Source organism: Blastococcus deserti (assembly GCF_042682525.1).
GTDB classification, from domain to species: domain Bacteria; phylum Actinomycetota; class Actinomycetes; order Mycobacteriales; family Geodermatophilaceae; genus Blastococcus_B; species Blastococcus_B deserti.
This window is the reverse complement of the sequence record NZ_JBHUHP010000014.1, coordinates 1-21,833: the sequence shown is the minus strand read 5'-3', so window position 1 is coordinate 21,833 and position 21,833 is coordinate 1. Positions and strand designations below refer to the sequence as shown.

Genomic DNA, 21,833 nt, shown 5'->3' with positions numbered 1-21,833 from the left:
TGACGATCACCCGGCCGGGTAGCGGGGCTGCGATGACATGGCGGGCGCTCAGCGGGCCGGACGTCCCCCGCTGCCCTTCTCCCGGCCCAGTCCCACCCGCCCGGCCAGCGCGGCGGCCTCGACGCGGGTGGCGACGGCCAGCCGCCGGAGCAGGTGGGCCACCAGCCGCTTGGTGGTCCGCTCCGAGACGTGCAGCGTGGTGGCGATCTCGACGGTGCTGGCTCCGTCGGCGATCAGCCGCCACAGCCGGCGCTCGTCGGCCGTCAGCCGCTCGGCGACCCCCTGCTCACCCGTCGGCTGCGCGTCCGCGAGCAACTGCCTCAGCAGCTCCTCGGGGAGGACCGACCAGCCGTCGAGGACGGCGAGCAGCGGTCGCACCAGGACGTCGGGATCCGCCGTCTTCGGCAGGAAGGCGGCCGCCCCCGCGCGCAGGGCCTCCACCGCGGCGTCCGCCTCCGCCAGCCCCGACAGCGCCACGACCCGCACCATCGGGTCGGCCCGCCGGATGGCGGCGATGGCCCGTGTGCCGCCGGGCGGGGGCATGTGCAGGTCGACGATCGCGACGTCGGCGTGGTGCCTGCGAACCAGGGCGGCCGCGGCCGAGGCGTCCTCCGTCGTCCCGACGACCCGCACCCGCCCGCCGCTGAGCCCCGGCAGCAGGAGGCCGAGCCCACGGCTGAAGAGCGGGTGGTCGTCGACCACCACAACGTCCACTGGCGGTGCAGCAGCGGTGCCGTCGTCGGTCTGACCCACGTGACTCCCGGTGATCTCGCCGGCCTGGCGGTGGCGCCCGGTCGGCGTGGAGGTGCCCATGACCCTGACCGCCGACACACCGGCGAATCGATACCGCCGCGGCCTGGTGCGCGGCCTCGCCGCCGTGCTGCGGGCCCACTGCCCGCGGTTCCGGCGGACCACCGAGGAGGAGCCGCCCAGCACCGACGACGCGCTCGTCCGGGCCCTCTGCCACGACATGCGCAGTCCCCTGGCCTCCCTCGAGGCGACCCTGGGATCCCTGGGCCGGACGCCCGAGCACGCCGCCGAGCTGCTGGCCCTCGCCCGCGCCCAGACCGCGCACCTGTCCTCCATGCTCCGGACGGCGGACGCCACGGGCGGGGCGTTGCGCCGCGCCGGGCGGCGCGTGCTGCGCGACGTCGTCCAGGCGGCGATGGCCGCATCGGGTCTGCCGAGGACGCAGCTGACGGCCCAGCTCGTGGGCGACGTGGGAGACGTCCCGGTCGAGGACGCGCGGGTGCAGCGGATCCTCACCAACCTCCTGGAGAACGCCCACCGGCACGGCGGCGGGGCACCCGTCGGCCTGCGGGCGAGCCGGCGCCGTGGCTGGGTCGAGCTGGCCCTCACCCAGGGCGGGGTGCCGGCCCACCGCGTGGTGGGTCACCTGCGGACGACGCGGCCGCCGGTGGACCTCACCGGCCTGGGTCTGTGGTCGGTCCAGCGGCAGACGCGGGAGCTGGGCGGCCGGGTGGTCTGGGACGACGACGGTGTCGCGTTCACCCTGACCGTGCAGCTCCCCGACCGTTGAAGGAACCATCTGCTCCCCATGCCTGCAGACGGGCCTGATTGGCACCGGCGGGCCAGGGGACGGCACGGGTGGGCCACCCGGCACGGGCAGACCAGGGTCGTCCCCGCGATCGCGGGAACAGCGACGACGCAAGGAGAGCCCGTGTTCACGCACACCCACGCCCTGCAGTACGAGGCCAAGCCGGACGGCCCCGACCCGGACTTCGCCCGCAAGATGCAGGAGATCCTCGGCGGTCAGTGGGGCGAGATGACCGTCGCCACGCAGTACCTGCTGCAGGGCTGGAACACCCGCCTGCCCGGCAAGTACAAGGACCTGCTCCTCGCCATCGGCACGGAGGAGCTCGCCCACGTCGAGATGATCGTGACGATGATCGACCGGCTGCTGGACCACATCCCGCTCAAGCCGGACTCCGCCGACCGCAGCAAGGAGGCGGCCGCCGGCTACGGGCAGCACAACCCCCAGCACGCGATCCAGAACGGGGCCGGGGCCTCCTACATGGACAGCATGGGCAACCCGTGGACGGGCGCCTACGTCACGGCCAGCGGCAACCTCATGGCCGACTTTTTCTACAACGCGACGGCGGAGATGCAGGGCCGGCTGCAGGTCGCGCGGCTCTACAACATGACCGACGACCCCGGGGTCAAGGACATGCTGCGCTTCCTGATCACCCGTGACCACTACCACCAGCAGCAGTGGCTCGCGGCCATCGAGCAACTGAAGGACGACGGCCTCGAGAACATCCCGGTGCCCGAGGCCTTCCCCCTGGAGGAGGAGGTCACCGACCTCGGGTACGTCTTCCTGGACGCCTCCGACGGCCCCGAGGCGGCGAACGGCCGATGGGCGACCGGGCCGTCGATCGACGGCCGGGGCACCTTCTCCGCCCGTCCGATCGAGGCCACTGCGGACGCGCCGATCCTGCCCCCGGGCGACCCGCGGCTCTTCCCGACCCCCCAGATGCAGGGTCAGTCGCTGATCCAGAAGGCCAAGGACATGCTCACGTGAGGCGCTGACCTCACCCACTCCCTGCGCCGTCGCCGTGCCGGCGGCCCGCCACTCCTGGACGGGCCGCCGGCCCGGCGGGACGCCTCTCTCCGGAGGTCTCGCCGTGCACCTGCCCCACCTGCCCGTTCCGCTCGCCCTCCTCTCGTTCCTCTACGCGACCGCGATCGCCGTCGCGCTCGCGAACCCGGGACGCCCGACCCTCGCCGGTCTCGTCGTCCTCGCCGGCCTCAGCGCCCGCTGGCTGGCCCGGCACCGCGTCCCTGCCCCGGCCCCGGCAGCGACGGTCGCCGTCCTGGCCCCGGACGCAGCGCCGGGGACCGCGACCGCCGTCTGACGCGCGGGTCGGCGCCCTCGCCGTGGGTCCGCCGTCGTCACGCTGCAGCACGAGGACGGCGACCGATCGGGGAGGGTCGCGAGCTCGGCACCGACGACGCGAGGCGCGCGCCCCCTGCTGGGGACGCGCGCCTCGACGGCGGCCCCCTCTCAGGGCCCCGCCCGAGGTACGAGGGGGTGGGGGGAGAGGGGTGTTCCTCAGTGGGCGACGGCCTTCTCCGCCCCGATCCCGGTGAAGGCACGCACCTCGAGCTCGGCGTTCTTGAGCTCGTCGGGGCGCTCCTTGGACAGCTTCGAGCCGAGCCAGCCGAGGAAGAACGACAGCGGGATCGACACCAGCCCGGGGTTGTTGAGCGGGAACCAGGAGAAGTCCACGTCCTGGAACAGCGACGGGCTCTTGCCCGTCGTGGGGTTCACCGGCGCACCGGAGACGACCGGCGAGAAGAGGATCAGCGTGACGCAGGCGATCAGCCCGCCGTAGATCGACCACAGCGCGCCCTGCGTGGTGAAGTTCCTCCAGAACAGCGTGTAGAGGATCGTCGGCAGGTTCGCCGACGCGGCGACCGCGAAGGCGAGCGCCACCAGGAAGGCGATGTTGATGCCGGCCTGCAGCGCGAGGATCCCCAGCCCGATCGAGACCGCACCGATCACGACCGCGGTGATACGTGCGACGTGCACCTCACCGCCACCGGTCACCTGCCCCTTCTTGATCACCGAGGCGTAGACGTCGTGCGCGAACGAGGCCGACGCGGTGATCGTCAGACCGGCCACCACGGCGAGGATCGTGGCGAACGCGACGCCGGCGATGATGCCGAGCAGCACCGTGCCGCCCAGCTCGAAGGCGAGCAGCGGAGCCGCGGCGTTGACCGCACCGGGAGCGCCGAGGATCCGGTCCGCACCCACCAGCGCCCCCGCGCCGTAGCCGATCACGAGGCTGAACAGGTAGAAGATGCCGATCAGCCAGATGGCCCAGACCACCGAGCGGCGGGCGTCCTTGGCCGTGGGCACCGTGTAGAAGCGCATGAGGACGTGGGGCAGGCCCGCCGTCCCGAGCACCAGGGCCAGCCCGAGGGAGACGAAGTCCAGCTTCGTGGTGCTGGTGGCCCCGTACTGCGCGCCCGGCGAGAGCACGTCGCGCGGGGTGGCCGCGGCCGCTGAGCTCTCCGCCGCCCCGCCCAGCAGGGACGAGAGGTTGAAGCCGTACTTGCCGAGCACCCACACGGTCATCACGAAGGCGCCGAGGATCAGCAGCGAGGCCTTGATGATCTGCACGTAGGTCGTGCCGCGCATGCCGCCGACCAGCACGTAGAAGATCATCAGCGCACCGACGACGGTGACGACGACGGCCTGGGCCGCCTCGCCGCTGACGCCGAGCAGCAGGGTGACCAGGCCGCCGGCACCGGCCATCTGGGCCAGCAGGTAGAACAGCGAGACGGTGAGCGTCGAGATAGCCGCCGCCATGCGGACGGGGCGTTGCCGCATCCGGAAGGCCAGGACGTCGGCCATCGTGTACCGGGCCGTGTTGCGCATCAGCTCGGCGACCAGCAGCAGCGCGACCAGCCAGGCCACCAGGAAGCCGATGGAGTACAGGAAGCCGTCGTAGCCGTAGACGGCGATGGCGCCGGCGATGCCCAGGAACGAGGCGGCCGAGAGGTAGTCGCCCGCGATGGCCAGCCCGTTCTGCGTGCCGCTGATGTTGCGGCCGGCGGCGTAGTAGTCGGCCGCGCTCTTGTTGGTGCGGCTGGCCCGGAACGTGATGAACAGCGTGACGAGGACGAACGCCCCGAAGATGGAGATGTTGATGAGCGGCTCGCCGATGGTGGCCGCCTCGGCGGCCTGGAGGTTTGCGCTAGACACGGGTGACTCCCTCGGTGGTGCCGCCGGCCGGGCGGTAGTCGTGGTGCTCGAGGCGCTCGCGCATCTCGTCGGCGATCGGGTCGGTGCGCTTGTTGGCGTGCGCGACGTACAGGTGGGTGATCGCGAACGTCGTGACGAACTGCGCCAGGCCGAGCAGGATGCCCAGGTTCACGTTGCCGAAGACCCGGGTCGCCATGAAGTCCGGCGCGTAGGTCGAGAGCAGGACGTAGAGCAGGTACCAGGCGAAGAAGGCGATCGTCATGGGGAAGGCGAAGGCGCGGAAGCGCTTCTTGAGGTCCACGAACTCCGGCGAGTTCTGGGCCGCGAGGTATTCCTCTGGTGTCAGGAGCCGTCGTTCGTTCGGTTCATCCACGGGGCACTCTCCGGTGAGTGGCGGGGGGCATGACGGAGCCGCGTAGCTGGTTGTGGCAGCCGTCACTGTATGGGGCTACTGACCAGTACTCTTGTGCACAACCGGAGAGGGTTGTTCCCAGATCGCTCGACGGGCGTAACGCCGCGAAAATGGGCGCGCGCTGCAATGGCTCATGGCATCCGGGGCAGCGTCCACGACCGGCTGGTTCCCGGTGGCACGGGCCACCGACGTGGGAACGGCGCCCGTGCCCGTGGTGGCCGGTGACCGGGCGTACGTGGTGGTGCGACTGCGCCCGGGCGGCGAGATCAGCGCCTTTCCCGCACGGTGCCCGCACCGCCTGGTGCCGCTGAGCACCGCCACCGTCACCGAGGGCCGGCTGCAGTGCCCAGCGCACGGATGGCGGTTCGATCCCGAGGGCCGCTGCGTGGACATCCCCTCCCTCGGTGCGGCCGGGACGCCGCCCCCGCGGGCGGACCTCGCGATGCCGTGGGCGGTGGAGGAACGGCAAGGGTGGGTGTGGCTGGCCCCCGACCGGACGGCGACGCCGGCCCCACCGCGCGCCTGCGACGTCTCCGCGCCCGCCCCCTCACCGGTGCGGACGGAGCCGGCCGGCCCGGTATTCGCCAACCTCGACCCGTCGCTGGAGCGCGCGTGGCACCCGGTGGCGCTGTCGCGGGAGCTGCGTCCGGGGGGATGGCTGCAGGTGCGCCTGCTCGGGCGGACCTGGATGTTGCGGCGGGACGGGGCGGTGGTCTCCGCGGACCCGCCGGCCTTCGGCGTCCGTGAGCGCCTGGGCGTCATCTGGCTGGCGCCGGGCCGGCCGGCCGACGTGCCGCTGGAGGTGCCCGAGGCCGGTGACCGACGGTTCGTGAGCAGCTGGCTGCCGCCGCTGCGCTCGCCCGGGCCGGCCGCGCCGATGGTCGACACCTTCCTGGACGCGACCCACGGGCCGTTCGTCCACGCCTCGACGATCGGGCCGGCCGACAGCGCGGAGGTCTCCCCCGGCCCGGTCCACGCCGAGCCCGGGGGGTTCAGCAGCGTGCAGGAACAGTGGTGCGACAACCCGGTGGACCCGCAGGTGGCCCTCGGCGGCCGGCCGCTGCGGCAGCGCCGTCGCACGACCTACACCTACCGGGCGCCGTTCCAGGTCCGGCTGCGCCAGGAGTTCCTCGACTCGGGGGCCACGACGACGATCGTCTACCTGGTGCAACCCGAGGACCTGGACTCCTCCCGGCTCTACGTCCGGCTGCTGCTCTCGGCCGGCCCCGGCCAGCCCCTCCCGACCCCCGCGACGGCGGCCGGACAGGTCGCCCTGCAGCAGCGAATCCTCACCGAGGACATCCGCTCCCAGGCCGCGCTGGACCTGGCCGGACTACCGCTCGACCGGCGCGCCGAGGTGCACGTGCCGGCCGACGGGCGGGCGGTGGCCCTGCGGCAGGCCCTGTGCGACTTCATGACGCTGGGGCAGCGGCAGCTCGCCGCGTGAGATCTCAGGCCGGGTCCAGCCCGGCGCCGCAGCCGGGGCAGGTCGTCGGCGGGTCCTCGTCGGCCAGCTGCCCGCAGTCGGGGCAGACCCGGCGCAGCCAGCAGGCCGGGTCCCCGCCCTCGTCCTCCGGTCGCGGGGACCGGGGTGCGGTCGGCTCGCTCATCGCACGCCTGCCGGGTCGGTGGACGGCGCGTCGGTCCCGGTGAGCTCCCCGAGGGCGGCCAGCACGCCCGGGCGGCGGTCGGGCGCGCACCGGTCGAGCAGCGCACGCAGTCCGACCAGTCGCAGGTCGTCGTAGCGGTCGAGGACCGCCGCGCCCTGTCCGCTCACGGCGAGGGCCAGCTCGCGCCGGCTGCGCGGTGAGGGTCGCCGGTCGACGAGGCCGGCGGCCACCAGCCGGTCCACCAGCCGGCTCGCGGTCGACACGGTCACCCCCATGCCCTCGGCGAGCTGCCCGAGGTTGACCACGCCCAGGCTCCGGAGCACGGTCAGGGCACGGAGCTGGACCACCGAGAGCGCGCCGAGCTGGTCGGCCGCGCGCGTGGAGATCCCGACGACGACCCGGGCCAGCCCGAGGAGGACGTCGTCCTCCGGTGTCCGCATTCCGCCTCCGAGTGTTGCGGTACGGCAACAGTTGGCATCCTGCACCCAGCGTGGGGTAACCGCTCGTCGTCCCCTCCTGACGACGAAAGGACCAGCATGCCCGCGCCCCCCGTACCCCGGCACCGTCTCGCCGTGGTCACGCTGGCCTCCGCACTCGCCGTGGCGGCCTGCAGCCAGGACAACCCCGTCGCCAACGAAGGAGCGGAGGTGCCGGGAGGGGCCGTGGGCCCCGACGCCGCGGTGACCGAGGACCTCTCGGTGCTCCAGGTACAGCTCGAGTACCCCCTCGACGGCGTGTACGAGGAGGGCGAGGACGCCCGCCTCTTCCTGGGGATCGCCAACACCGGGAAGACCGACGACGACCTGCTCGACGTGCGGGGCCCGGACTTCGCCGATGCCGAGATCCTCGTCGACGGGCGACCGGGAGTGATCCGCGTACCGCAGGACGACAACGTGTACGTCGGGGCCGAGGGCGCGCCGTCGATCACGCTGCTCGACCTGGAGCGGTCGCTGCGGTCGTCGCAGACCATCCCGGTCACGCTCGTCTTCGAGGACGCCGGGACGGTCACGCTCGACGCGCCGGTGGCCGCGGAGGGGCAGAACCCCGAGCCGCCGTACGACTTCCCGGATCCGGCCGAGGACCCGACCGGCGGCTCCTGACCCCCTGCCCCGATCATGGCGCCGGAACCACCGTCGATCGGGTCTCCGCGGTTCCGGCGCCATGATCGTCCGGGACCCGGACGGGTGTGATGTCGCGCCGTGGGGCCCGGGTGGCCGGGACCGGGCTGGGATGCTGGGAGCGTGCCGTCCCGCTTCGCCCGCCGCGCCGCCCTGACCGCCGCCGCCCTCGCCGGTCCCGTGGGCTGGGTCACCGCTGCCGCGTGGGGGCTGCCCACCGCCCTCGGCGCGCATCGCCGCCGGCTGCGCCCGGTCGTCGCCGGCTCGGCGCACTTCTCCGACGGGAAGTTCCACAACACCATGCCCACGCCGGCGCTCTCGCCCGCCAACGCCCGCGAGGGGCTGCTGCGGCAGTGGCACGAGGAGCGGTACGTCGGCCTGCCCGGTGGCCCCATCCCCCTGACCCGTCCCGTGCTGCCGACGACGCCGGCCGAGCTGGCGGTCACCTGGTTCGGGCACGCCAGCGCGCTGCTGGAGATCGACGGGCAGCGGGTCCTGGTCGACCCCGTGTGGGGGCACCGGGTCTCGCCGTCACCGGTCTTCGGGCCGACCCGGCTGCACCCGGCGCCGATCGCGCTGGAGGAGCTGCCGCAGGTCGACGCGGTCCTCGTCTCGCACGACCACTACGACCACCTCGACCTGCCCACCGTCCGGACCCTGCTGCGCACCCAGACCGCGCCGTTCGTCGTCCCCCTCGGCATCGGTGAGCACCTGCGCAAGTGGGGGGTGCCCGAGCACCGGATCGTGGAGCTGGACTGGGACGGCAGCCACACCGTCGGCGAGCTGACCCTGACCTGCACGGAGGCCCGCCACTTCTCCGGCCGGTTCTTCCACCGGGACACGACCCTGTGGGCCTCGTGGGCGATCACCGGACCCCGGCACCGCGTCTTCTTCGGCGGGGACACCGGCTACACGCCCGCCTTCGCCGGGATCGGTGCGCGGCTGGGACCGTTCGACCTGACCCTGCTCCCGGTCGGCGCCTACAACGACGCCTGGCACTTCATCCACATGGACCCCGAGGAGGCGATGCGGGCGCACGGCGACCTCGGGGGCCGGGTGCTCCTGCCCGTGCACTGGGCCACGTTCAACCTGGCCTTCCACCGCTGGGCGGAGCCGGTGCAGCGGCTGCTGGCCGCCGCCGAGCGGGTGGACGCCCACGTCGTGGTGCCGCAGCCCGGCGAGCGGATCGACGTCCTCGACCCACCGGAGCCCGTGGACTGGTGGACGGCGGTGGGCTCGGCAGCCCCGGGGACCCACGACGACGCCGGCGCCGGCAGCGCCATCCTGGCGCGGGCGCTGACCCGGCTGCTGTCCCTGCTCCCCGGCTGAGAGAGGACCCCCGCTGCCCCCGCCACTCGCGAACTCGCGGCGGGACCCTGCACCGGGGCCGCGCCGGGCGAGGAGGGTCCTTTCCTCAGCGCAGGAGCTTGGACATCCGGCGGTCGGCCAGCGGCTTGCCACCGGTCTGGCAGGTCGGGCAGTACTGCAGCGAGGTGTCGGCGAAGCTGACCTCGCGGACGGTGTCGCCGCAGACCGGGCACGGCAGGCCGGTGCGGGCGTGCACCTGCAGGCCCGACCGCTTCTCCCCCTTGAGCGTCGCCGCCTTCTGCCCCACCTGGCGGCCGAGGGCGTCGGTGAGCGTCTGACGCATGGCGTCGTGGAGACGGATCAGTTCGTCGTCCTTGAGCTTGTCGGCGGACTTGAACGGGGACAGCCGCGCGGCGTGCAGGATCTCGTCGGAGTACGCGTTGCCGATGCCGGCGATGAGGGTCTGGTCGGTGAGCGCGCCCTTCAGCTGGCCCGACCGCCCGGCCATCAGGGCCGCGAACGTTTCCCGGTCCACCTCGAGCGCGTCCGGACCGAGACGGGCGACGCCCGGCACGTCCGCGGGGCGGCGGACGACGTAGACCGCCAGCCCCTTGCGGGTCCCCTGCTCGGTGAGGTCGAAGCCCTCCCCCTCCTCCAGGTGCACGCGGAGCGCCAGCGGACCCTTGCCCGGCTTGGGCGGGGCCGTGGGCAGGCCGCTGCGCCAGTGCAGCCAGCCCGCACGGGCCAGGTGCACGACCAGGTGGAGCCCGGAGACGTCGAGGTCGAGGAACTTGCCGTGCCGGGTGGCGCCGGTGACCTCGAGACCGCCGAGCGCCGTCAGGGGCGGGTCGAAGGTCTTGATCGCCTGGACGGCGGCCAGGTCGACCCGCGTGACCACCCGGCCGACGGCGTTCTCGCGCAGGAACGCCACCAGCGCCTCCACCTCGGGCAATTCGGGCACGGCGACCATGATCCACGGTCCCGGAGCCGATCGCCGTCCCACGTCCGGGTGCACCGGGGCCACCCCGGCGCCGCGGGTCCGCCCGGGCTCCGGGGAGCGCATCGCGCGGGACGTCCTTACGCTCGGTCGGTGCCCACCGCGCCGCTCGGGCCCCGCCGGGTCTCCCCGCCCCCGCACCTGCTGACGGTCCGGTCGCGTGCGGTCTGACCCCACCGGCCGGCTCTCCCCCGGGGCCTGGGCGCGAACCGCCCGCGCCGTGCTGTGGCCGCTGGCGGTGGGATCGCTGCTGCACGTGGCGGTGCGCTCGGCCACCGGCGACGCCCCCGACCTGGCGATCCTGTGGCGCGGCGGCGCGAGCCTCGCCGCCGGTGGGCCGTTGTACGACACCCACCTGGAGTTCATCTACCCGCCGCTGGCCGGGTGGCTGCTCGCGCCGCTCGGGCTGCTGTCGTTCGCGGATGCGGTGGTCGTCGTCGTGGTCGGCGGCCTGGTCGCCGCGGTCGCGGCGACGGTGCTGCTGCTGCGCCTGGTGGGCGTCCGTGCCGACTCACCCGTCCTGCCCGGGGTGCTCCTGGTGCTGGCCCACAGCCGCCCGCTCGTCGGGCTGCTGCACCAGGGCAACGTCGACACCGTCCTCCTCCTCGCCGAGGCCGGGATCATCGCCCTGCTCCTGGCCCGCCGCGACGTCCCGGCCGGCGCCCTGCTCGGTGCAGTCTGCGCGGTGAAGCCGACCCTGGCGCCGGTCGTGCTGGCCCTCGTCGTCCTGCGCCGGGGACGGGCCCTGCTCGCCGCCGCGGCCAGCGGGGCGGCGCTCACCGGGCTCGGCCTGCTGACCGTGCCCGACCGCGAGGTCTTCTTCACCGGCGTCGTCCCGCTGCTCGCCGGAGGGAATCGCGACCAGCTCGACCCGTTCAACCGGTCGATCCACGGCGCCACCGTCGAGCTGGTCCTCCCGGCGGCGCTGGACGTGACGCTGCGGGTGGCCGCGTTCGGCCTGGCCTGCTGGGTGGCGTGGCGCCGGCGGTCGGGCCCCCTGGCCCCGCTGGAGGTCGTGCCGCTGCTCATGCTGGGCACGCTCCTGGCGTCGTCCTTCACGTGGGCCAACTACGGCATCTACCTGCTGCCGCTCCTGGTCACCGTGGGCCGCCGGGACAGCCTGGTGCGCAGCTGGGCGGCCTGGGCGGGGGTGTACCTGTTCGCCACGAACGACGCCTGGTACGTGGAGGACCTGGAGGGCACCCTGCCCGACACGCTGCTGCGCCTGCTGCCGCTGTGGGGCTGGCTGCTGCTGCTCGGCGCCTGCGCCGTGGCCGCCTCCCGGTCCCGGCCCGGGCGCGCTGGCGCCGGGCCCGCGCCAGGGACCCACGTGGAGGTCCCCCGCATCACGGCGCGGGCCGAGCGGGTGACCTCGTCCCCGTAGCCCCCCGGCACGGGGGCGTCAGGCGGGAGAGCTCTCGATGCCCGTGACCTTCGCCGTGGCGCCGGGCTCGTGGCGCGCCCGGTCGGCGACCGCCGCGGCGACCGCGGTGGTGACCTCGTGGTCGAAGACGCTCGGGATGATGTAGTTGGCGTTCAGCTGGTCGTCCCGGACGACGGCGGCCAGCGCGTCCGCCGCGGCGAGGAGCATCCCGTCGCTGATCTCGGTGGCCCGGGCGTCGAGCAGTCCGCGGAAGACGCCGGGGAACGCGAGCACGTTGTTGATCTGGTTGGGCAGGTCCGAGCGGCCGGACGCCACGATGGCCGCGTGCTGGCGGGCCCGCACCGGGTCGACCTCCGGCGTCGGGTTGGCCATGGGGAAGACCACGGCACGCTCGTTCATCCGGGCGAGGTCCTCGACCGCCAGCACGTTGCCCGCGCTCACCCCGATGAAGACGTCGGCGCCCTCGAGCGCGTCGGGCAGCTCGCCCCGCACGGCGTCGGGGTTGGTGCGGCGGGCCAGCTCCAGCTTCGCGCCGGTCAGCCGCTCGTCGTCCGGCGACAGGATGCCCTCGCGGTCCCAGACCAGGACCTGGCCGGCACCGGCCTTCAGCAGCAGGTGGACGATCGCCGTCCCCGCCGCACCGCCTCCGGCCACGACGATCTTCACGTCGGGCAGCCGCTTGTCCACCACGCGGAGCGCGTTCTTCAGGGCGGCCAGCGCGACGATCGCCGTCCCGTGCTGGTCGTCGTGGAAGACCGGGATGTCGAGCTTCTCGCGCAGCCGGGCCTCGATCTCGAAGCAGCGCGGCGCGGCGATGTCCTCGAGGTTGATGCCACCGAAACCGGGGGCGATGAGCTCGACGGTGCGCACGATCTCGTCGACGTCCTGGGTGTCGAGGCAGATGGGCCAGGCGTCGATGTCGGCGAACCGCTTGAACAGCGCCGCCTTGCCTTCCATGACCGGCAGCGCGGCGCCCGGCCCGATGTCGCCCAGACCCAGCACCGCGGAGCCGTCGGTGACGACGGCGACGGTGTTGCCCTTGATCGTCAGCCGGCGGACGTCCTCGGGGTGGTCGGCCAGGGCCAGGCACACCCGGGCGACACCGGGGGTGTAGGCCATCGACAGGTCGTCGCGGGTCTTCAGCGGCACCTTGGAGGCGACCTCGAGCTTGCCGCCGAGGTGCAGCAGGAAGGTGCGGTCGCTTACCTTGCGCACGGTCACGCCCGGCACGTTCCGCAGCGCCTCGACCATCTCCTCGGAGTGGGCGGCGTCGGCGGCCGAGCAGGTGACGTCGACCGTCAGCCCGTCCGACCGCGAGTCGACGACGTCGATCGCGGTGACGGCTCCTCCGGCCGAGCCGACCGCGGTGGCGATGCGGCCGATGCTGGCCGGGTCGCCGTCGGCGGTGAGCCGCACGGTGATCGAGTAGGAGGCCGAGGTGACCGGGCCGCGCGGCGCGGCGGCGGGCTCCCCCAGGGCGGTGTCGTCGGCGCCGGTGGACGGCGCGGTGTCGGTGCTCATGGCAGGCGTCATCGTCCCATCGGTCCGGGTTCCGCCGCTGCATCCACGAACGTGATCCTCGTCAGCCCGCGGGACGCGAGACCCGACCCTCGGCCTTGGCCTTGAGGCCGGCGCAGAACTGGCGGAAGGAGGGATTGAGGTCCGGTGTGCTGCGGCCGAGGAGCCCCGCCAGCGGGCCGGTGTGGTCCTCCCGCACGGTGAGCACGGTGCTGCCGTCGTCCTGGGCGTCGAGCGTGTAGGTCCGGTCGATGACGGCCAGGCCGAAGGGCAGCCCGGCGCGCCAGCGCATCACCTCCCGGGGGCGGATCTCGGTGACCGTCGCGGAGAACGGGCGGTTGCGGATCATCGTCGCGTAGACGGTGATCGGCTCGCCCAGCGCGACCCGGCCCTCGACCCGGTCCACGCCCGAGTCCCAGTCCCGCCAGCCCCCGACGTCGGTGAGCACCTCCCACACCTCGGCGGGACTCGCGTCGATCCGGGTGCCGGCCTCGAAGCTCCTCACGTCCGGCAGTGTGCTCCGACCGGCGGCGTACGGCCAGGCATCGGCCGCCGGGACGTCGTCAGCCGCGCAGCCGGGGCGCACCGAGGTCGAGGTCGCCGTCCGCGGCGGCCGTCGCGGCGAGCGCCCGCGCCCAGGCCGCGAGCCCCGCGACGTCGATGCCGTGCGGCGGCGCGGCCGCGTACGGGGCGATGTTGCCGGCCCCGCGCTCCAGCAGCGTCGCCGCGCCCCGGCTGTTCCCCCGGGCGGCGTGGGTCAGCCCGACGGCGAGCTGGGCCAGCCCCCGCCACAGCCGGCGTTCCGGCTCCGGTGCCGACTTCCAGGCGTCCTCGAGCACCTCGTGGGCGTGGAAGGGGCGCCCGGCGTCGAGGAGTGCCTGGGCCTCGAGCAGGGCCTGGTCCGGTTCCCGGACGACGCCCTCGGGGGCCCGCTCCTCGCCCACCGCGCCGTAGGGCAGCGGCCGGCCCAGGGCGTCCCGGGGGCGGGCGTTGCGGGCGCGGCCTGCGGCGTCGCGATCCCGCTCGGTGCTCACCGGACCAGTCTCCCGGTCGCGTGCAGGTGCATCCAGCCGGGGAGAGCCGCCGGAAGAGGAGGCGACCGGCAGTTCCGACCCGGGAAGGGAACCTCCGTGAGTCCGATCCGCACGCGCCTCCGCACCTCCGGCGCCCTCGGTGCCCCGTCGACCTCTCGTTCGCCCGCGAGGGCCCGCCCCGCCTGATGCTGATCACCTGCGGTGGGTCGTTCCTGCCGGACCTCGGTGGCTACCGGGACGACGTCGTCACCGAGCCACTGTCATGAGCGGCCTTCTCGCCAACCGGCCGGTCGACATGGGTAGCGTTCGGCACGTGGACCCTCTGCCGGCACGACGCGGCGCCGCCGAGCCGGACGACGACGAGGTCGGCCGGCGATTCGCGGCGGGCGACGAGCAGGCACTGGCGTGGGCCTACGAACGGTGGGCCGGCCAGGTCCACGGCATGGCCGTCCGCGCCTTCGGCCCGGGGCCGGACGCCGAGGACGTCACCCAGCAGACCTTCGTGTCGGCGTGGACGGGCCGCGCCGGTTACCGCCCCGACAAGGGACCGCTGCCGGCCTGGCTGGTCGGGGTGGCCCGGCACAAGATCGCCGACACGTGGGCCCGACGGGACCGCCAGCGCCGCGAGACCGAGGCCGCGATGTCCGAGGTCCAGGCCGGGCCGTCCGGGCCGGTGACAGCGGGCGTGGACACGCAGGTCGCCGACCGTGTCCTGGTGCTCGACGAGCTCGAGCTCCTGGGCCAGCCGCAACGGGGCATCATCGAGCTGGCGTTCTTCGAGGACCTCACCCACGCCCAGATCGCCGCCCGCACGGGGCTGCCGCTGGGCACGGTGAAGTCCCACATCCGGCGCACCCTCGAGAGACTCCGGACCCGGTTGGAGGTGGACGGTGCAGCACTGCACGCCTGAGCAGCTCGCCCTCGCGGCGCTCCGCGAGCCGCTGCCGGCCGACGACTCCGCCCACCTGGCCGGCTGCGAACAGTGCCGCGCCGAGGTGCGGTCGCTGCAGCGCAGCGTCGACGCCGTCGCCGTGCCGCAGTTCGCCGCCGCCGGGGCACCGGTCCCGCCGCCACCCCGGGTGTGGGAGGCGATCGCCGCGGCCACCGGCGTCACCGCCGCGCCGCGCACCGCCGACGCCCCGTTCGCGCCGGAGACGCCCGCGCCCGCCGCCCGGGAGGCCGAGGTGCTGCCCTTCCGGTCGCGACGGCGGCCCCTCCTGCTCGTCGCGGCCGCTCTCGTGGCCGGGGCGGTGGTGGGCGCCGGTGCCGTCGCGGTGGTGCAGAACGGGGACGACGGCGAGCCGGTCACCGCGGTGGCGCTCGACCCGCTGGCCGACAACGACGCCTCCGGCCGGGCGGAGATCGTCGTGCGCGACGACGGCTCGCGGGTCGTCGAGGTCGAGCTCGACGCACCGCCCCTCGACGACGAGTACTACGAGATCTGGCTGATCGACCGGGACGTCGTCGGCATGGTGCCGCTGGGCGTCGTCCGCCCCGGCCGGCAGACCTTCGAGCTGCCCGCCGACCTGGACCTGGGGGAGTTCCCGCTGGTCGACGTCTCGGTGGAGCCGCTGGACGGCGATCCCACCCACTCGGGTGTCTCGGTGGCCCGCGGGGAGCTGGAGACCTGAGGAACGCGCTCGCCCAGCACGCTCGCATGGCGGGGCCCGCGAGACCATGCACGACCACGGCACCGATCGGCACGTGTCCGACGATCGCCGGCGAGGAGGACACGTGAGCGACACCGGCCTGCTGCACGAGGATCTCGGCGCCACCTGGCGCAAGGCGCGTCCGCGCCCGGCCGGCCGGCACCTGGACAGCGCCGCCTCGAGCCGGCAGAGCCACCGGGCGCTGGAGGCCGCCGCGCACCACGCCCGGCACGAGGCGGAGCTCGGTGGGTACGTTGCCGAGGCCGCCGCCGACGACCTCCTCCAGCAGGGCCGGTCGGTGATCGGCGGGCTGGCCGGCATGGCGGCGGCCGACGTCGCCTTCGTGGAGTCGGCGCAGGCGGCCCTCGTCGCGCTGCTCACCGGGTGGCGGCTGCCCGCCGGGTCGCGGGTGGCCTGCCTGCCCGGCGAGTACGCGCCGAACATCGCCCAGCTGCGCGCCCACGGCCTGCGCCCCGAGCCGCTGCCGGTCGACGGGCTCGGCCGGGCCGACGTCGAGGGCGTGCAGCGGCTGCTCGCCGGCGATCCGCCGTCCTTCGTGCACCTCACGCACATCCCCAGCCACCGCGGGGTGCTGCAGCCGGCGGCCGAGGTGGCGGCGCTGTGCCGCGCCGCCGGGGTGCCCCTCGTGCTGGACGCGGCCCAGTCGCTGGGCCATGCCGACGTCGATCTGGGCGCCGACGCCGTCTACGGCACCTCCCGGAAGTGGCTGGCCGGCCCCCGCGGGGTCGGGGTGCTCTGCGTGCGGCCGTCGCTGGCCGCGCAGCTGACCCCGGTGCTCCCCGAGCCCGAGGGCGTGCCCCCCATGCGGGCCTTCGAGTCCGGGGAGGCGCACGTCGCCGGCCGGGTCGGCCTCGTCGTGGCGGTGGGCGAGCACATCGCCGCCGGCCCCGACCGGGTGCGGGAGCGACTGGCCTCGATCGGCCGAACCACCCGCCGGCTGCTCGACGGCGTCGGGGGATGGCAGGTGATCGAGCCCGCCGACGAGCCGACGGCCACCACGACCCTCCGGCCACCCGACGCGGTGGACGTCGTCAGCGTCCGCAGCCACCTGCTCACCGAGCACGGCATCGTGCTGAGCGCCATCGGGCCGGAACGCGCGCCGGGCGAGATGACCGGGCCGGTGCTGCGCGTGTCGCCCCACCTGGACGTCTCCCTGGAGGACCTCGAAGCCCTCGCCACCGCCCTCTGATCAGCTTTCTGTACCGAAAGCTGGGCGTCGCACCGCAGCTTTCGGTACGGAAAGCTCGTCAGGTGGTCGCCTGCACGCGGGCGGAGAGCCGGCGGTGCACGGCGAGCTGCTCGTCGAGGCCGGGGTGGACGGGCAGGCCGTCCTCCACCACGAGCCGGCCGCCCACGACGGTGTGCCGCGCCGCGACGGGTCCGCAGCGCAGCCACGCCTCGACCGGGTCCGACAGCGCTCCCGCGAACGCCGGGCCGGTGAGCGGCCACACGGCCAGGTCCCCGCACGCGCCCACCGACAGCTGCCCGATCTCGCCGGCCCGGCCGAGGCAGGCGGCACCCCCGCGGGTGGCCATCTCGAGGGCGTCGCGGGCGGTCATCGACGCCGCCCCGTTGCGCAGCTTGCCCTGCAGCATCGCCGTCCGGGCCTCGAGCCAGAGGGACCCCGAGTCGGCCGACGCCGAGCCGTCCACCCCCAGCCCCACGGGGGCTCCGGCACCGCGCAGCTCCTGCACAGGGGCGAGGCCGCTGCCCAGGATCATGTTGGACGACGGGCAGTGGGCCGCTCCGACGCCCGCGGCGCCCAGTCGCCCGACCTCCTCGGCCGAGGGCCACACCACGTGTGCGAGCCAGGTCCGGTCGGACAGCCAGCCCACGTCGGTGAGGTAGTCCACCGGGCGGCGGCCGAAGGTGGCCAGGCAGAAGGCGTCCTCGTCCCTCGTCTCGCACAGATGCGTGTGCAGCCGGACGTCGAGCTGCCGGGCCAGCTCCGCGGTGCGGGTCATCAGCGACGTGGAGACGCTGAACGGCGAGCACGGCGCGAGCGCGACGCGGGTCATGGCGCCGGGCGAGGGGTCGTGGTGCAGCGAGACCAGTCGCTGCGAGTCCGCGAGGATCGCGTCGTCGTCCTGGACGACCGCGTCCGGCGGCAGCCCGCCGTCCTTCACCGACAGCGACATCGATCCCCGGGTCGGGTGGAACCGCATGCCGAGGTCGCGGGCGGCCACCACCTCCGCGGAGATCAGGTCGCCGGCGCCGCGGGGGTGCACGTAGAGGTGATCGGTCGAGGTGGTGCAGCCCCCCATCGCCAGCTCGACCAGCCCGACATAGGCACTGACGTACGCGGCCTCCTCGTCCAGCCGCGACCACAGCGGGTAGAGCGTCACCAGCCAGTCGAACAGGCCGCCGGTCAGCGCCGGGGCGAACGCCCGGGTCAGGTTCTGGTACAGGTGGTGGTGGGTGTTGACCAGACCCGGGGTCACCAGGCAGCCGCGGGCGTCGAGCGTCCGGACGGCGCCCGGCCTCGGATCGGCGGGGCCGCCGACCCCGGTCACCATCCCGTCGGTCACCGCCACCCAGCCGCCCGGGAGCTCGCGGCGGGTGTCGTCGACGGTGGCGACCAGCTCCGCGTCGGCGACGAGCAGGTCGGCGAGTACGGGCGACTCCACGACCCGGATCCTGCCCAGACCCCGTGACGGGGGCTATCCGGCCGGTTCCTCGTCCACCTGGACGTCGAAGTTCGCGGTGTCACCCTCCACCGAGGTGACGGTCACCGTGACGCCGTACTCCTCCTCGTCGCCCGCGACGGTGAGGGTGCACCGTGTCTCCGCGCCGACCTCCGCGTCGAGGTCCTCGGGACAGGTGATGTCCGGGCGGGCGCCGACCTGGGCCTCCAGCGCGTCCTCCGCCCCCTCCGCCACGTCGTCGGCGGCCAGCGAGCCCGCACCGCAGGCAGCGAGGCCCAGGCTCAGGAGCGGGGTGGCGACCAGCAGGCGGCGACGGCGGGACACGGGCGGCTCCTCGCGGACGGGGATGGAGGCGCCGACCCTAGCGCCGGGGACACGGCAGCCCCACCGGTTCCGCCGCGGCCGTCAGGCCGTGGGCCAGGGCCGTCAGGCCGTGGGCCAGGGCCGTCAGGCCGTGGGCCAGGGCCGTCAGGCCGTGGGCCAGGGCCGTCAGGCCGTGGGCCAGGGCCGTCAGGCCGTGGGCCCGTCGAGCAGGCGCGCGACCTCCGGCGGCAGGTCCGCCGCGAGCGGGCGTGCCCCGACGAGCCGGCCGGCCACCTGCGGCGGCACCCCGATGGAGCCCAGCACTTCCAGCGCCTGGACGTCGGGGAGCGCGGAGAACCACCGACGTCCCAGCTCGGATCGCCCCCGCGGGGTCGGCCGGCCCCATAGACGCAATCGCCCCATGCCGCCGTCCGGGTGCACGTCCAGCCGCACCCGCTGGATCCCGGGCGCGTCCTCGACGACGAAGCGATGACGGGTGTCGGGCTGGAGCCGGGTGCGCGGGAGGAGCCTGACCTCGCCGTCCGGTCCGATGCCGGTGAGCGAGGCGGTGCCGGGGGCGTTGCCCAGGAACCAGGTGGTGTCCAGCTCGGCGAGGGTGACCACGCCCTCGCAGGCGAGGGTCACCTCGACCCAGTCGTTGCCCTCGTCGCGGCGGCGCCTGGTCTCCCAGCCCTCCCCCATGCTGCGCGGCAGGCCGCGGGAGATGAGCTGGGCCGGCCGGCCGTAGAACGCGTCGCTGACCCCGGTGACCCGCCCACCGTTCTCCAGCGCAGCGAGGTCGACCGGGCCGGCGTCGAGGATGCGGGGGTCGGGCACCACCGTCCCGTGCACCCGGAGGCGGGCCACGCCGCCGTCGGGGTGGATGTTCAGCCGGACGTGGGTGACCCGCCGACCCGAGTCGACCGCGAACGCGTTCGCGGTGTCGCCGGCCAGGTCCGACAGCGGCAGGAGCGGCTGCCACTGCGCCTTGCCGAGCTCGTCCACCGACGGGTGCCCCTCCACCGCGGCCCCCTCGACCGACGCACGCGGTGGGTAGTTGCCGGTGAAGAAGGCCGTGTCGATCACGACACCCGACACGACGCCGGGGGCACCCAGCCGCACGATCGCCCAGTCGTGCCCCGGGCTCCGCCGCCGGCGGGTCTCCCAGCCGTCGTACTCCTTGCCGCGGTGGCCGAAGGAGTCGTGCCGGATCGGCGGCTGGTCCAGGATCAGGTTCTCCTTGGCGGCGAAGGACTCGTCGTTCGCCGCGAGCACCGCCCCGCCGAGGGATCGGCCGGCGAGGTCGCAGAGCTGGAGAAAGTCGGGCATCGGGCTCCTCGGGAGGATCGCGGCGGCCGCGCTCACTGTGGCATGCCGCGGGTGAGCAGCCGCCCGAGCGGCGAGCCGTCGGCGGGTCGACCGCGCAGCCAGGTGCGGCGGACCACGCCCATGAGCGACCGCCCCGCATACGGGGTGGTCGGATGGCGGTGCTGCAACCGCCCCACCGTCCATTGCTCGTCCGGGGCGAAGGCAACCAGGTCCGCGTCCTTCCCCACGGCGATCGCACCCTTGCCCGGCAGCCCGGCCAGCCGGGCCGGCGCCTCGGCCATCCAGTGCACCACCCGGTCCAGGCCCAGGCCGCGCGCCCGCGCCCCGGTCCAGACGACGGCGAGGGCCACCTGCAGCGAGGCGATGCCGCCCCACGCCTCAGCGAAGTCGCCGGTGTCGAGCCGCTTCAGGGCGGGGGTGCACGGGGAATGGTCGCTGACCACCAGGTCCACGTCGCCGTTGGCCAAGGCGGCCCACAACGCCTCCCGGTGCCTCCGCTCGCGGATCGGCGGGCAGCACTTGAACGCCGTCGCCCCGTCCGGTACGTCCTCGGCCGCGAAGGTCAGGTAGTGCGGACACGTCTCCACCGTGATCCGCACCCCCTCCGCCCGGGCCGCGCGCAGGAGGGGCAGAGCGTCGGCATCGGCCAGGTGGACGACGTGTGCCCGCGCGCCCGTGTCGCCTGCCGCCGCCACCAGCCGGCTGATCGCCGACTCCTCGGCCGCCCCCGGCCGGGACGCCAGGAAGTCCGCGTAGCTCGATCCGGCCGCCGGCGGCGCCGCCGCGATCACGTCGGCGTCCTCGGCGTGGGCGATGAGCAGGGCGTCGACCGTCGCCAGCTCGGCGAGGGCGGCGTGCAGCCCGGCGTCGTCCAGCGGCGGGAACTCGGGGACGCCGGAGTCGAGGAGGAAGCACTTGAACCCGACCACCCCCGCCTCGTGCATCGGCCGGAGCTGATCGAGGTTGCCCGGAACCACCCCGCCCCAGAAGGCGACATCGGCCGCGACCCGCCCTGTCGCGGCGTGCCGTTTCACGTGCAGCGCCTCGACGGTGGTCGTCGCCGGGATGGAGTTGAGGGGCATGTCGACGATCGTGGTGACCCCGCCGGCGACCGCGGCGCGGGTTGCGCTGGCGAAGCCCTCCCATTCGGTGCGCCCTGGCTCGTTGACGTGCACGTGGGTGTCCACCAGTCCGGGGAGGAGCACCTCGTCGTCGGCCAGGGTCACCGCGGCCGACGGGGCGTCGTCGAACGACGTGACGGCGGTGATGCGACCGTCCCTGCTGTGCACCGCGGCGGCGGCGACGCCCTGGGGCAGGGCGACCCGGCGGGCCCGGACGACCACATTGCCGTTCATCCGGCCGTCCCCATTTCGGGACCGACCTCGGACGCGTGCGGCGGGGCCACGACCGTCGGCCGACCAGCGGGCATCCGCCGCCACCCACGCCATGCGGGATCCCACCGTGCACCGACGTCCTCGGCCCCGGCGAGCTGTTCCGTCACTCCGCGCACGAAGGATGCATAGGCCCGGGAACCCCTCGGCAGCAACCAGTGCTACCCCCGGGCTGCCGTGGAGCGCTCGCCGGCGAGGGCCCTTCCCGCTCCACCTCCAGCGCTTCCGCCCCGTCCTGATGGGGGACGACGGCCTCTCGACGCCGGAAGTCCGCGTGGCACCGGCTCTGTGGCGGGCGTGGGCCATCGCCGCGGAGGTTTCGGGTGGGAACGGCGAAGGGCCCCAGCCTGGTGGCTGGGGCCCTTCGGGAATGGTTGTCCGG

General features: G+C 74.5%; 23 protein-coding genes. 10 read left to right on the top strand and 13 right to left on the bottom strand.

The genetic code is table 11. The annotated features are described in order from the left end of the window. Window positions 1-48 precede the first annotated feature (48 nt). Complete coding sequence (locus ACFSHS_RS13860) at window positions 49-813, bottom strand: response regulator (RefSeq protein WP_376876984.1); 765 nt, start codon at window positions 811-813, stop codon at window positions 49-51. On the opposite strand from ACFSHS_RS13860, the gene ACFSHS_RS13855 reads away from it, so the two are divergent. From ACFSHS_RS13855 to ACFSHS_RS13845, 3 genes are all read left to right on the top strand, one after another. Next, a complete protein-coding gene (locus ACFSHS_RS13855; RefSeq protein ID WP_376876981.1) occupies window positions 812-1,540 on the top strand; it encodes an ATP-binding protein in 729 nt (242 codons plus the stop codon). The genes ACFSHS_RS13860 and ACFSHS_RS13855 overlap by 2 nt on opposite strands. A 141-nt stretch (window positions 1,541-1,681) precedes the next feature. Further along, on the top strand, window positions 1,682-2,542 hold the full coding sequence (locus tag ACFSHS_RS13850) for a manganese catalase (protein WP_376876978.1): 861 nt from the start codon (window positions 1,682-1,684) through the stop codon (window positions 2,540-2,542). 103 nt (window positions 2,543-2,645) lie between these two features. Next, a complete protein-coding gene (locus ACFSHS_RS13845; RefSeq protein ID WP_376876975.1) occupies window positions 2,646-2,876 on the top strand; it encodes a hypothetical protein in 231 nt (76 codons plus the stop codon). A gap of 197 nt (window positions 2,877-3,073) precedes the next feature. Here the strand turns inward: ACFSHS_RS13845 and ACFSHS_RS13840 are convergent, their stop codons facing one another. Together ACFSHS_RS13840 and ACFSHS_RS13835 are read right to left on the bottom strand one after the other, a co-directional pair. Continuing rightward, on the bottom strand, window positions 3,074-4,732 hold the full coding sequence (locus tag ACFSHS_RS13840) for a solute symporter family protein (protein ID WP_376876972.1): 1,659 nt from the start codon (window positions 4,730-4,732) through the stop codon (window positions 3,074-3,076). After that, entirely contained in the window at window positions 4,725-5,105 is a 381-nt protein-coding gene (locus ACFSHS_RS13835; RefSeq protein WP_376876969.1) for a DUF485 domain-containing protein, read from the bottom strand. The genes ACFSHS_RS13840 and ACFSHS_RS13835 overlap by 8 nt, the downstream gene beginning before the upstream one ends. Window positions 5,106-5,277: 172 nt before the next feature. On the opposite strand from ACFSHS_RS13835, the gene ACFSHS_RS13830 reads away from it, so the two are divergent. Beyond that, window positions 5,278-6,591: a Rieske 2Fe-2S domain-containing protein gene (locus ACFSHS_RS13830; protein ID WP_376876966.1), complete on the top strand. Its 1,314-nt coding sequence runs from the start codon at window positions 5,278-5,280 to the stop codon at window positions 6,589-6,591. A gap of 4 nt (window positions 6,592-6,595) precedes the next feature. Here ACFSHS_RS13830 and ACFSHS_RS13825 read toward each other — a convergent pair whose 3' ends face one another. Together ACFSHS_RS13825 and ACFSHS_RS13820 are read right to left on the bottom strand one after the other, a co-directional pair. Beyond that, a complete protein-coding gene (locus tag ACFSHS_RS13825; RefSeq protein ID WP_376876963.1) occupies window positions 6,596-6,754 on the bottom strand; it encodes a hypothetical protein in 159 nt (52 codons plus the stop codon). After that, window positions 6,751-7,194, bottom strand: coding sequence for a MarR family winged helix-turn-helix transcriptional regulator (locus tag ACFSHS_RS13820; protein WP_376876960.1), 444 nt, complete (start codon window positions 7,192-7,194; stop codon window positions 6,751-6,753). Before ACFSHS_RS13820 ends, ACFSHS_RS13825 begins: the two co-directional genes overlap by 4 nt. 96 nt (window positions 7,195-7,290) lie before the next feature. On the opposite strand from ACFSHS_RS13820, the gene ACFSHS_RS13815 reads away from it, so the two are divergent. Together ACFSHS_RS13815 and ACFSHS_RS13810 are read left to right on the top strand one after the other, a co-directional pair. Beyond that, on the top strand, window positions 7,291-7,854 hold the full coding sequence (locus tag ACFSHS_RS13815; RefSeq protein ID WP_376876957.1) for a copper chaperone PCu(A)C domain-containing protein: 564 nt from the start codon (window positions 7,291-7,293) through the stop codon (window positions 7,852-7,854). Window positions 7,855-7,995: 141 nt separating this feature from the next. After that, window positions 7,996-9,201, top strand: a complete 1,206-nt coding sequence (locus ACFSHS_RS13810) for an MBL fold metallo-hydrolase (RefSeq protein ID WP_376876954.1) — start codon at window positions 7,996-7,998, stop codon at window positions 9,199-9,201. 85 nt (window positions 9,202-9,286) lie between these two features. Here ACFSHS_RS13810 and ACFSHS_RS13805 read toward each other — a convergent pair whose 3' ends face one another. Then, window positions 9,287-10,243: an Fpg/Nei family DNA glycosylase gene (locus ACFSHS_RS13805; RefSeq protein ID WP_376876951.1), complete on the bottom strand. Its 957-nt coding sequence runs from the start codon at window positions 10,241-10,243 to the stop codon at window positions 9,287-9,289. A 94-nt stretch (window positions 10,244-10,337) separates the two neighbouring features. Between ACFSHS_RS13805 and ACFSHS_RS13800 the strand changes: the two genes are divergently transcribed. Continuing rightward, a complete protein-coding gene (locus ACFSHS_RS13800) occupies window positions 10,338-11,561 on the top strand; it encodes a glycosyltransferase family 87 protein (RefSeq protein WP_376876948.1) in 1,224 nt (407 codons plus the stop codon). Window positions 11,562-11,579: 18 nt separating this feature from the next. Here ACFSHS_RS13800 and ACFSHS_RS13795 read toward each other — a convergent pair whose 3' ends face one another. From ACFSHS_RS13795 to ACFSHS_RS13785, 3 genes are all read right to left on the bottom strand, one after another. Then, a complete protein-coding gene (locus ACFSHS_RS13795; RefSeq protein WP_376876945.1) occupies window positions 11,580-13,082 on the bottom strand; it encodes an NAD-dependent malic enzyme in 1,503 nt (500 codons plus the stop codon). Window positions 13,083-13,143: 61 nt separating this feature from the next. Continuing rightward, window positions 13,144-13,584: an SRPBCC domain-containing protein gene (locus ACFSHS_RS13790; RefSeq protein ID WP_376876942.1), complete on the bottom strand. Its 441-nt coding sequence runs from the start codon at window positions 13,582-13,584 to the stop codon at window positions 13,144-13,146. A 58-nt stretch (window positions 13,585-13,642) separates the two neighbouring features. Further along, window positions 13,643-14,113 carry a DUF309 domain-containing protein gene (locus ACFSHS_RS13785; RefSeq protein ID WP_376876939.1) on the bottom strand — a complete coding sequence of 157 codons (471 nt, stop codon included), beginning with the start codon at window positions 14,111-14,113 and terminating at the stop codon, window positions 13,643-13,645. A 313-nt stretch (window positions 14,114-14,426) separates the two neighbouring features. Here ACFSHS_RS13785 and ACFSHS_RS13780 point away from each other — a divergent pair, with 313 nt between their 5' ends. From ACFSHS_RS13780 to egtE, 3 genes are all read left to right on the top strand, one after another. Next, the gene (locus ACFSHS_RS13780) at window positions 14,427-15,023 is read left to right on the top strand and encodes an RNA polymerase sigma factor (RefSeq protein ID WP_376876936.1); all 597 of its coding nucleotides are present in this window, start codon (window positions 14,427-14,429) and stop codon (window positions 15,021-15,023) included. Beyond that, window positions 15,004-15,744, top strand: a complete 741-nt coding sequence (locus tag ACFSHS_RS13775; protein ID WP_376876934.1) for an anti-sigma factor — start codon at window positions 15,004-15,006, stop codon at window positions 15,742-15,744. Before ACFSHS_RS13780 ends, ACFSHS_RS13775 begins: the two co-directional genes overlap by 20 nt. Window positions 15,745-15,847: 103 nt before the next feature. Continuing rightward, window positions 15,848-16,972, top strand: a complete 1,125-nt coding sequence (gene egtE / locus ACFSHS_RS13770; protein ID WP_376876931.1) for an ergothioneine biosynthesis PLP-dependent enzyme EgtE — start codon at window positions 15,848-15,850, stop codon at window positions 16,970-16,972. Window positions 16,973-17,030: 58 nt separating this feature from the next. Here the strand turns inward: egtE and ACFSHS_RS13765 are convergent, their stop codons facing one another. The 4 genes from ACFSHS_RS13765 to allB all read right to left on the bottom strand — a co-directional run bounded on the left by ACFSHS_RS13765 (window position 17,031) and on the right by allB (window position 21,415). Continuing rightward, a complete protein-coding gene (locus tag ACFSHS_RS13765; RefSeq protein ID WP_376876928.1) occupies window positions 17,031-18,410 on the bottom strand; it encodes an 8-oxoguanine deaminase in 1,380 nt (459 codons plus the stop codon). Between the two features lie 33 nt (window positions 18,411-18,443). Continuing rightward, window positions 18,444-18,752 carry a DUF4333 domain-containing protein gene (locus ACFSHS_RS13760; RefSeq protein ID WP_376876925.1) on the bottom strand — a complete coding sequence of 103 codons (309 nt, stop codon included), beginning with the start codon at window positions 18,750-18,752 and terminating at the stop codon, window positions 18,444-18,446. Window positions 18,753-18,938: 186 nt separating this feature from the next. Beyond that, a complete protein-coding gene (alc, locus tag ACFSHS_RS13755) occupies window positions 18,939-20,060 on the bottom strand; it encodes an allantoicase (protein ID WP_376876922.1) in 1,122 nt (373 codons plus the stop codon). 32 nt (window positions 20,061-20,092) lie between these two features. Beyond that, window positions 20,093-21,415, bottom strand: coding sequence for an allantoinase AllB (gene allB, locus ACFSHS_RS13750; RefSeq protein WP_376876919.1), 1,323 nt, complete (start codon window positions 21,413-21,415; stop codon window positions 20,093-20,095). Window positions 21,416-21,833 lie beyond the last annotated feature (418 nt).

Excerpts from the sequence above, each read along its gene's own strand:
- ACFSHS_RS13855 (WP_376876981.1), top strand. The coding sequence starts at position 812 with ATGACCCTGACCGCCGACACACCGGCGAATCGATACCGCCGCGGCCTG.
- ACFSHS_RS13860 (WP_376876984.1), bottom strand. The coding sequence starts at position 813 with ATGGGCACCTCCACGCCGACCGGGCGCCACCGCCAGGCCGGCGAGATC.
- ACFSHS_RS13830 (WP_376876966.1), top strand. The coding sequence starts at position 5,278 with ATGGCATCCGGGGCAGCGTCCACGACCGGCTGGTTCCCGGTGGCACGG.
- ACFSHS_RS13825 (WP_376876963.1), bottom strand. The coding sequence starts at position 6,754 with ATGAGCGAGCCGACCGCACCCCGGTCCCCGCGACCGGAGGACGAGGGC.
- ACFSHS_RS13820 (WP_376876960.1), bottom strand. The coding sequence starts at position 7,194 with ATGCGGACACCGGAGGACGACGTCCTCCTCGGGCTGGCCCGGGTCGTC.
- ACFSHS_RS13815 (WP_376876957.1), top strand. The coding sequence starts at position 7,291 with ATGCCCGCGCCCCCCGTACCCCGGCACCGTCTCGCCGTGGTCACGCTG.
- ACFSHS_RS13805 (WP_376876951.1), bottom strand. The coding sequence starts at position 10,243 with ATGCGCTCCCCGGAGCCCGGGCGGACCCGCGGCGCCGGGGTGGCCCCG.
- ACFSHS_RS13795 (WP_376876945.1), bottom strand. The coding sequence starts at position 13,082 with ATGAGCACCGACACCGCGCCGTCCACCGGCGCCGACGACACCGCCCTG.
- alc (WP_376876922.1), bottom strand. The coding sequence starts at position 20,060 with ATGCCCGACTTTCTCCAGCTCTGCGACCTCGCCGGCCGATCCCTCGGC.
- allB (WP_376876919.1), bottom strand. The coding sequence starts at position 21,415 with ATGAACGGCAATGTGGTCGTCCGGGCCCGCCGGGTCGCCCTGCCCCAG.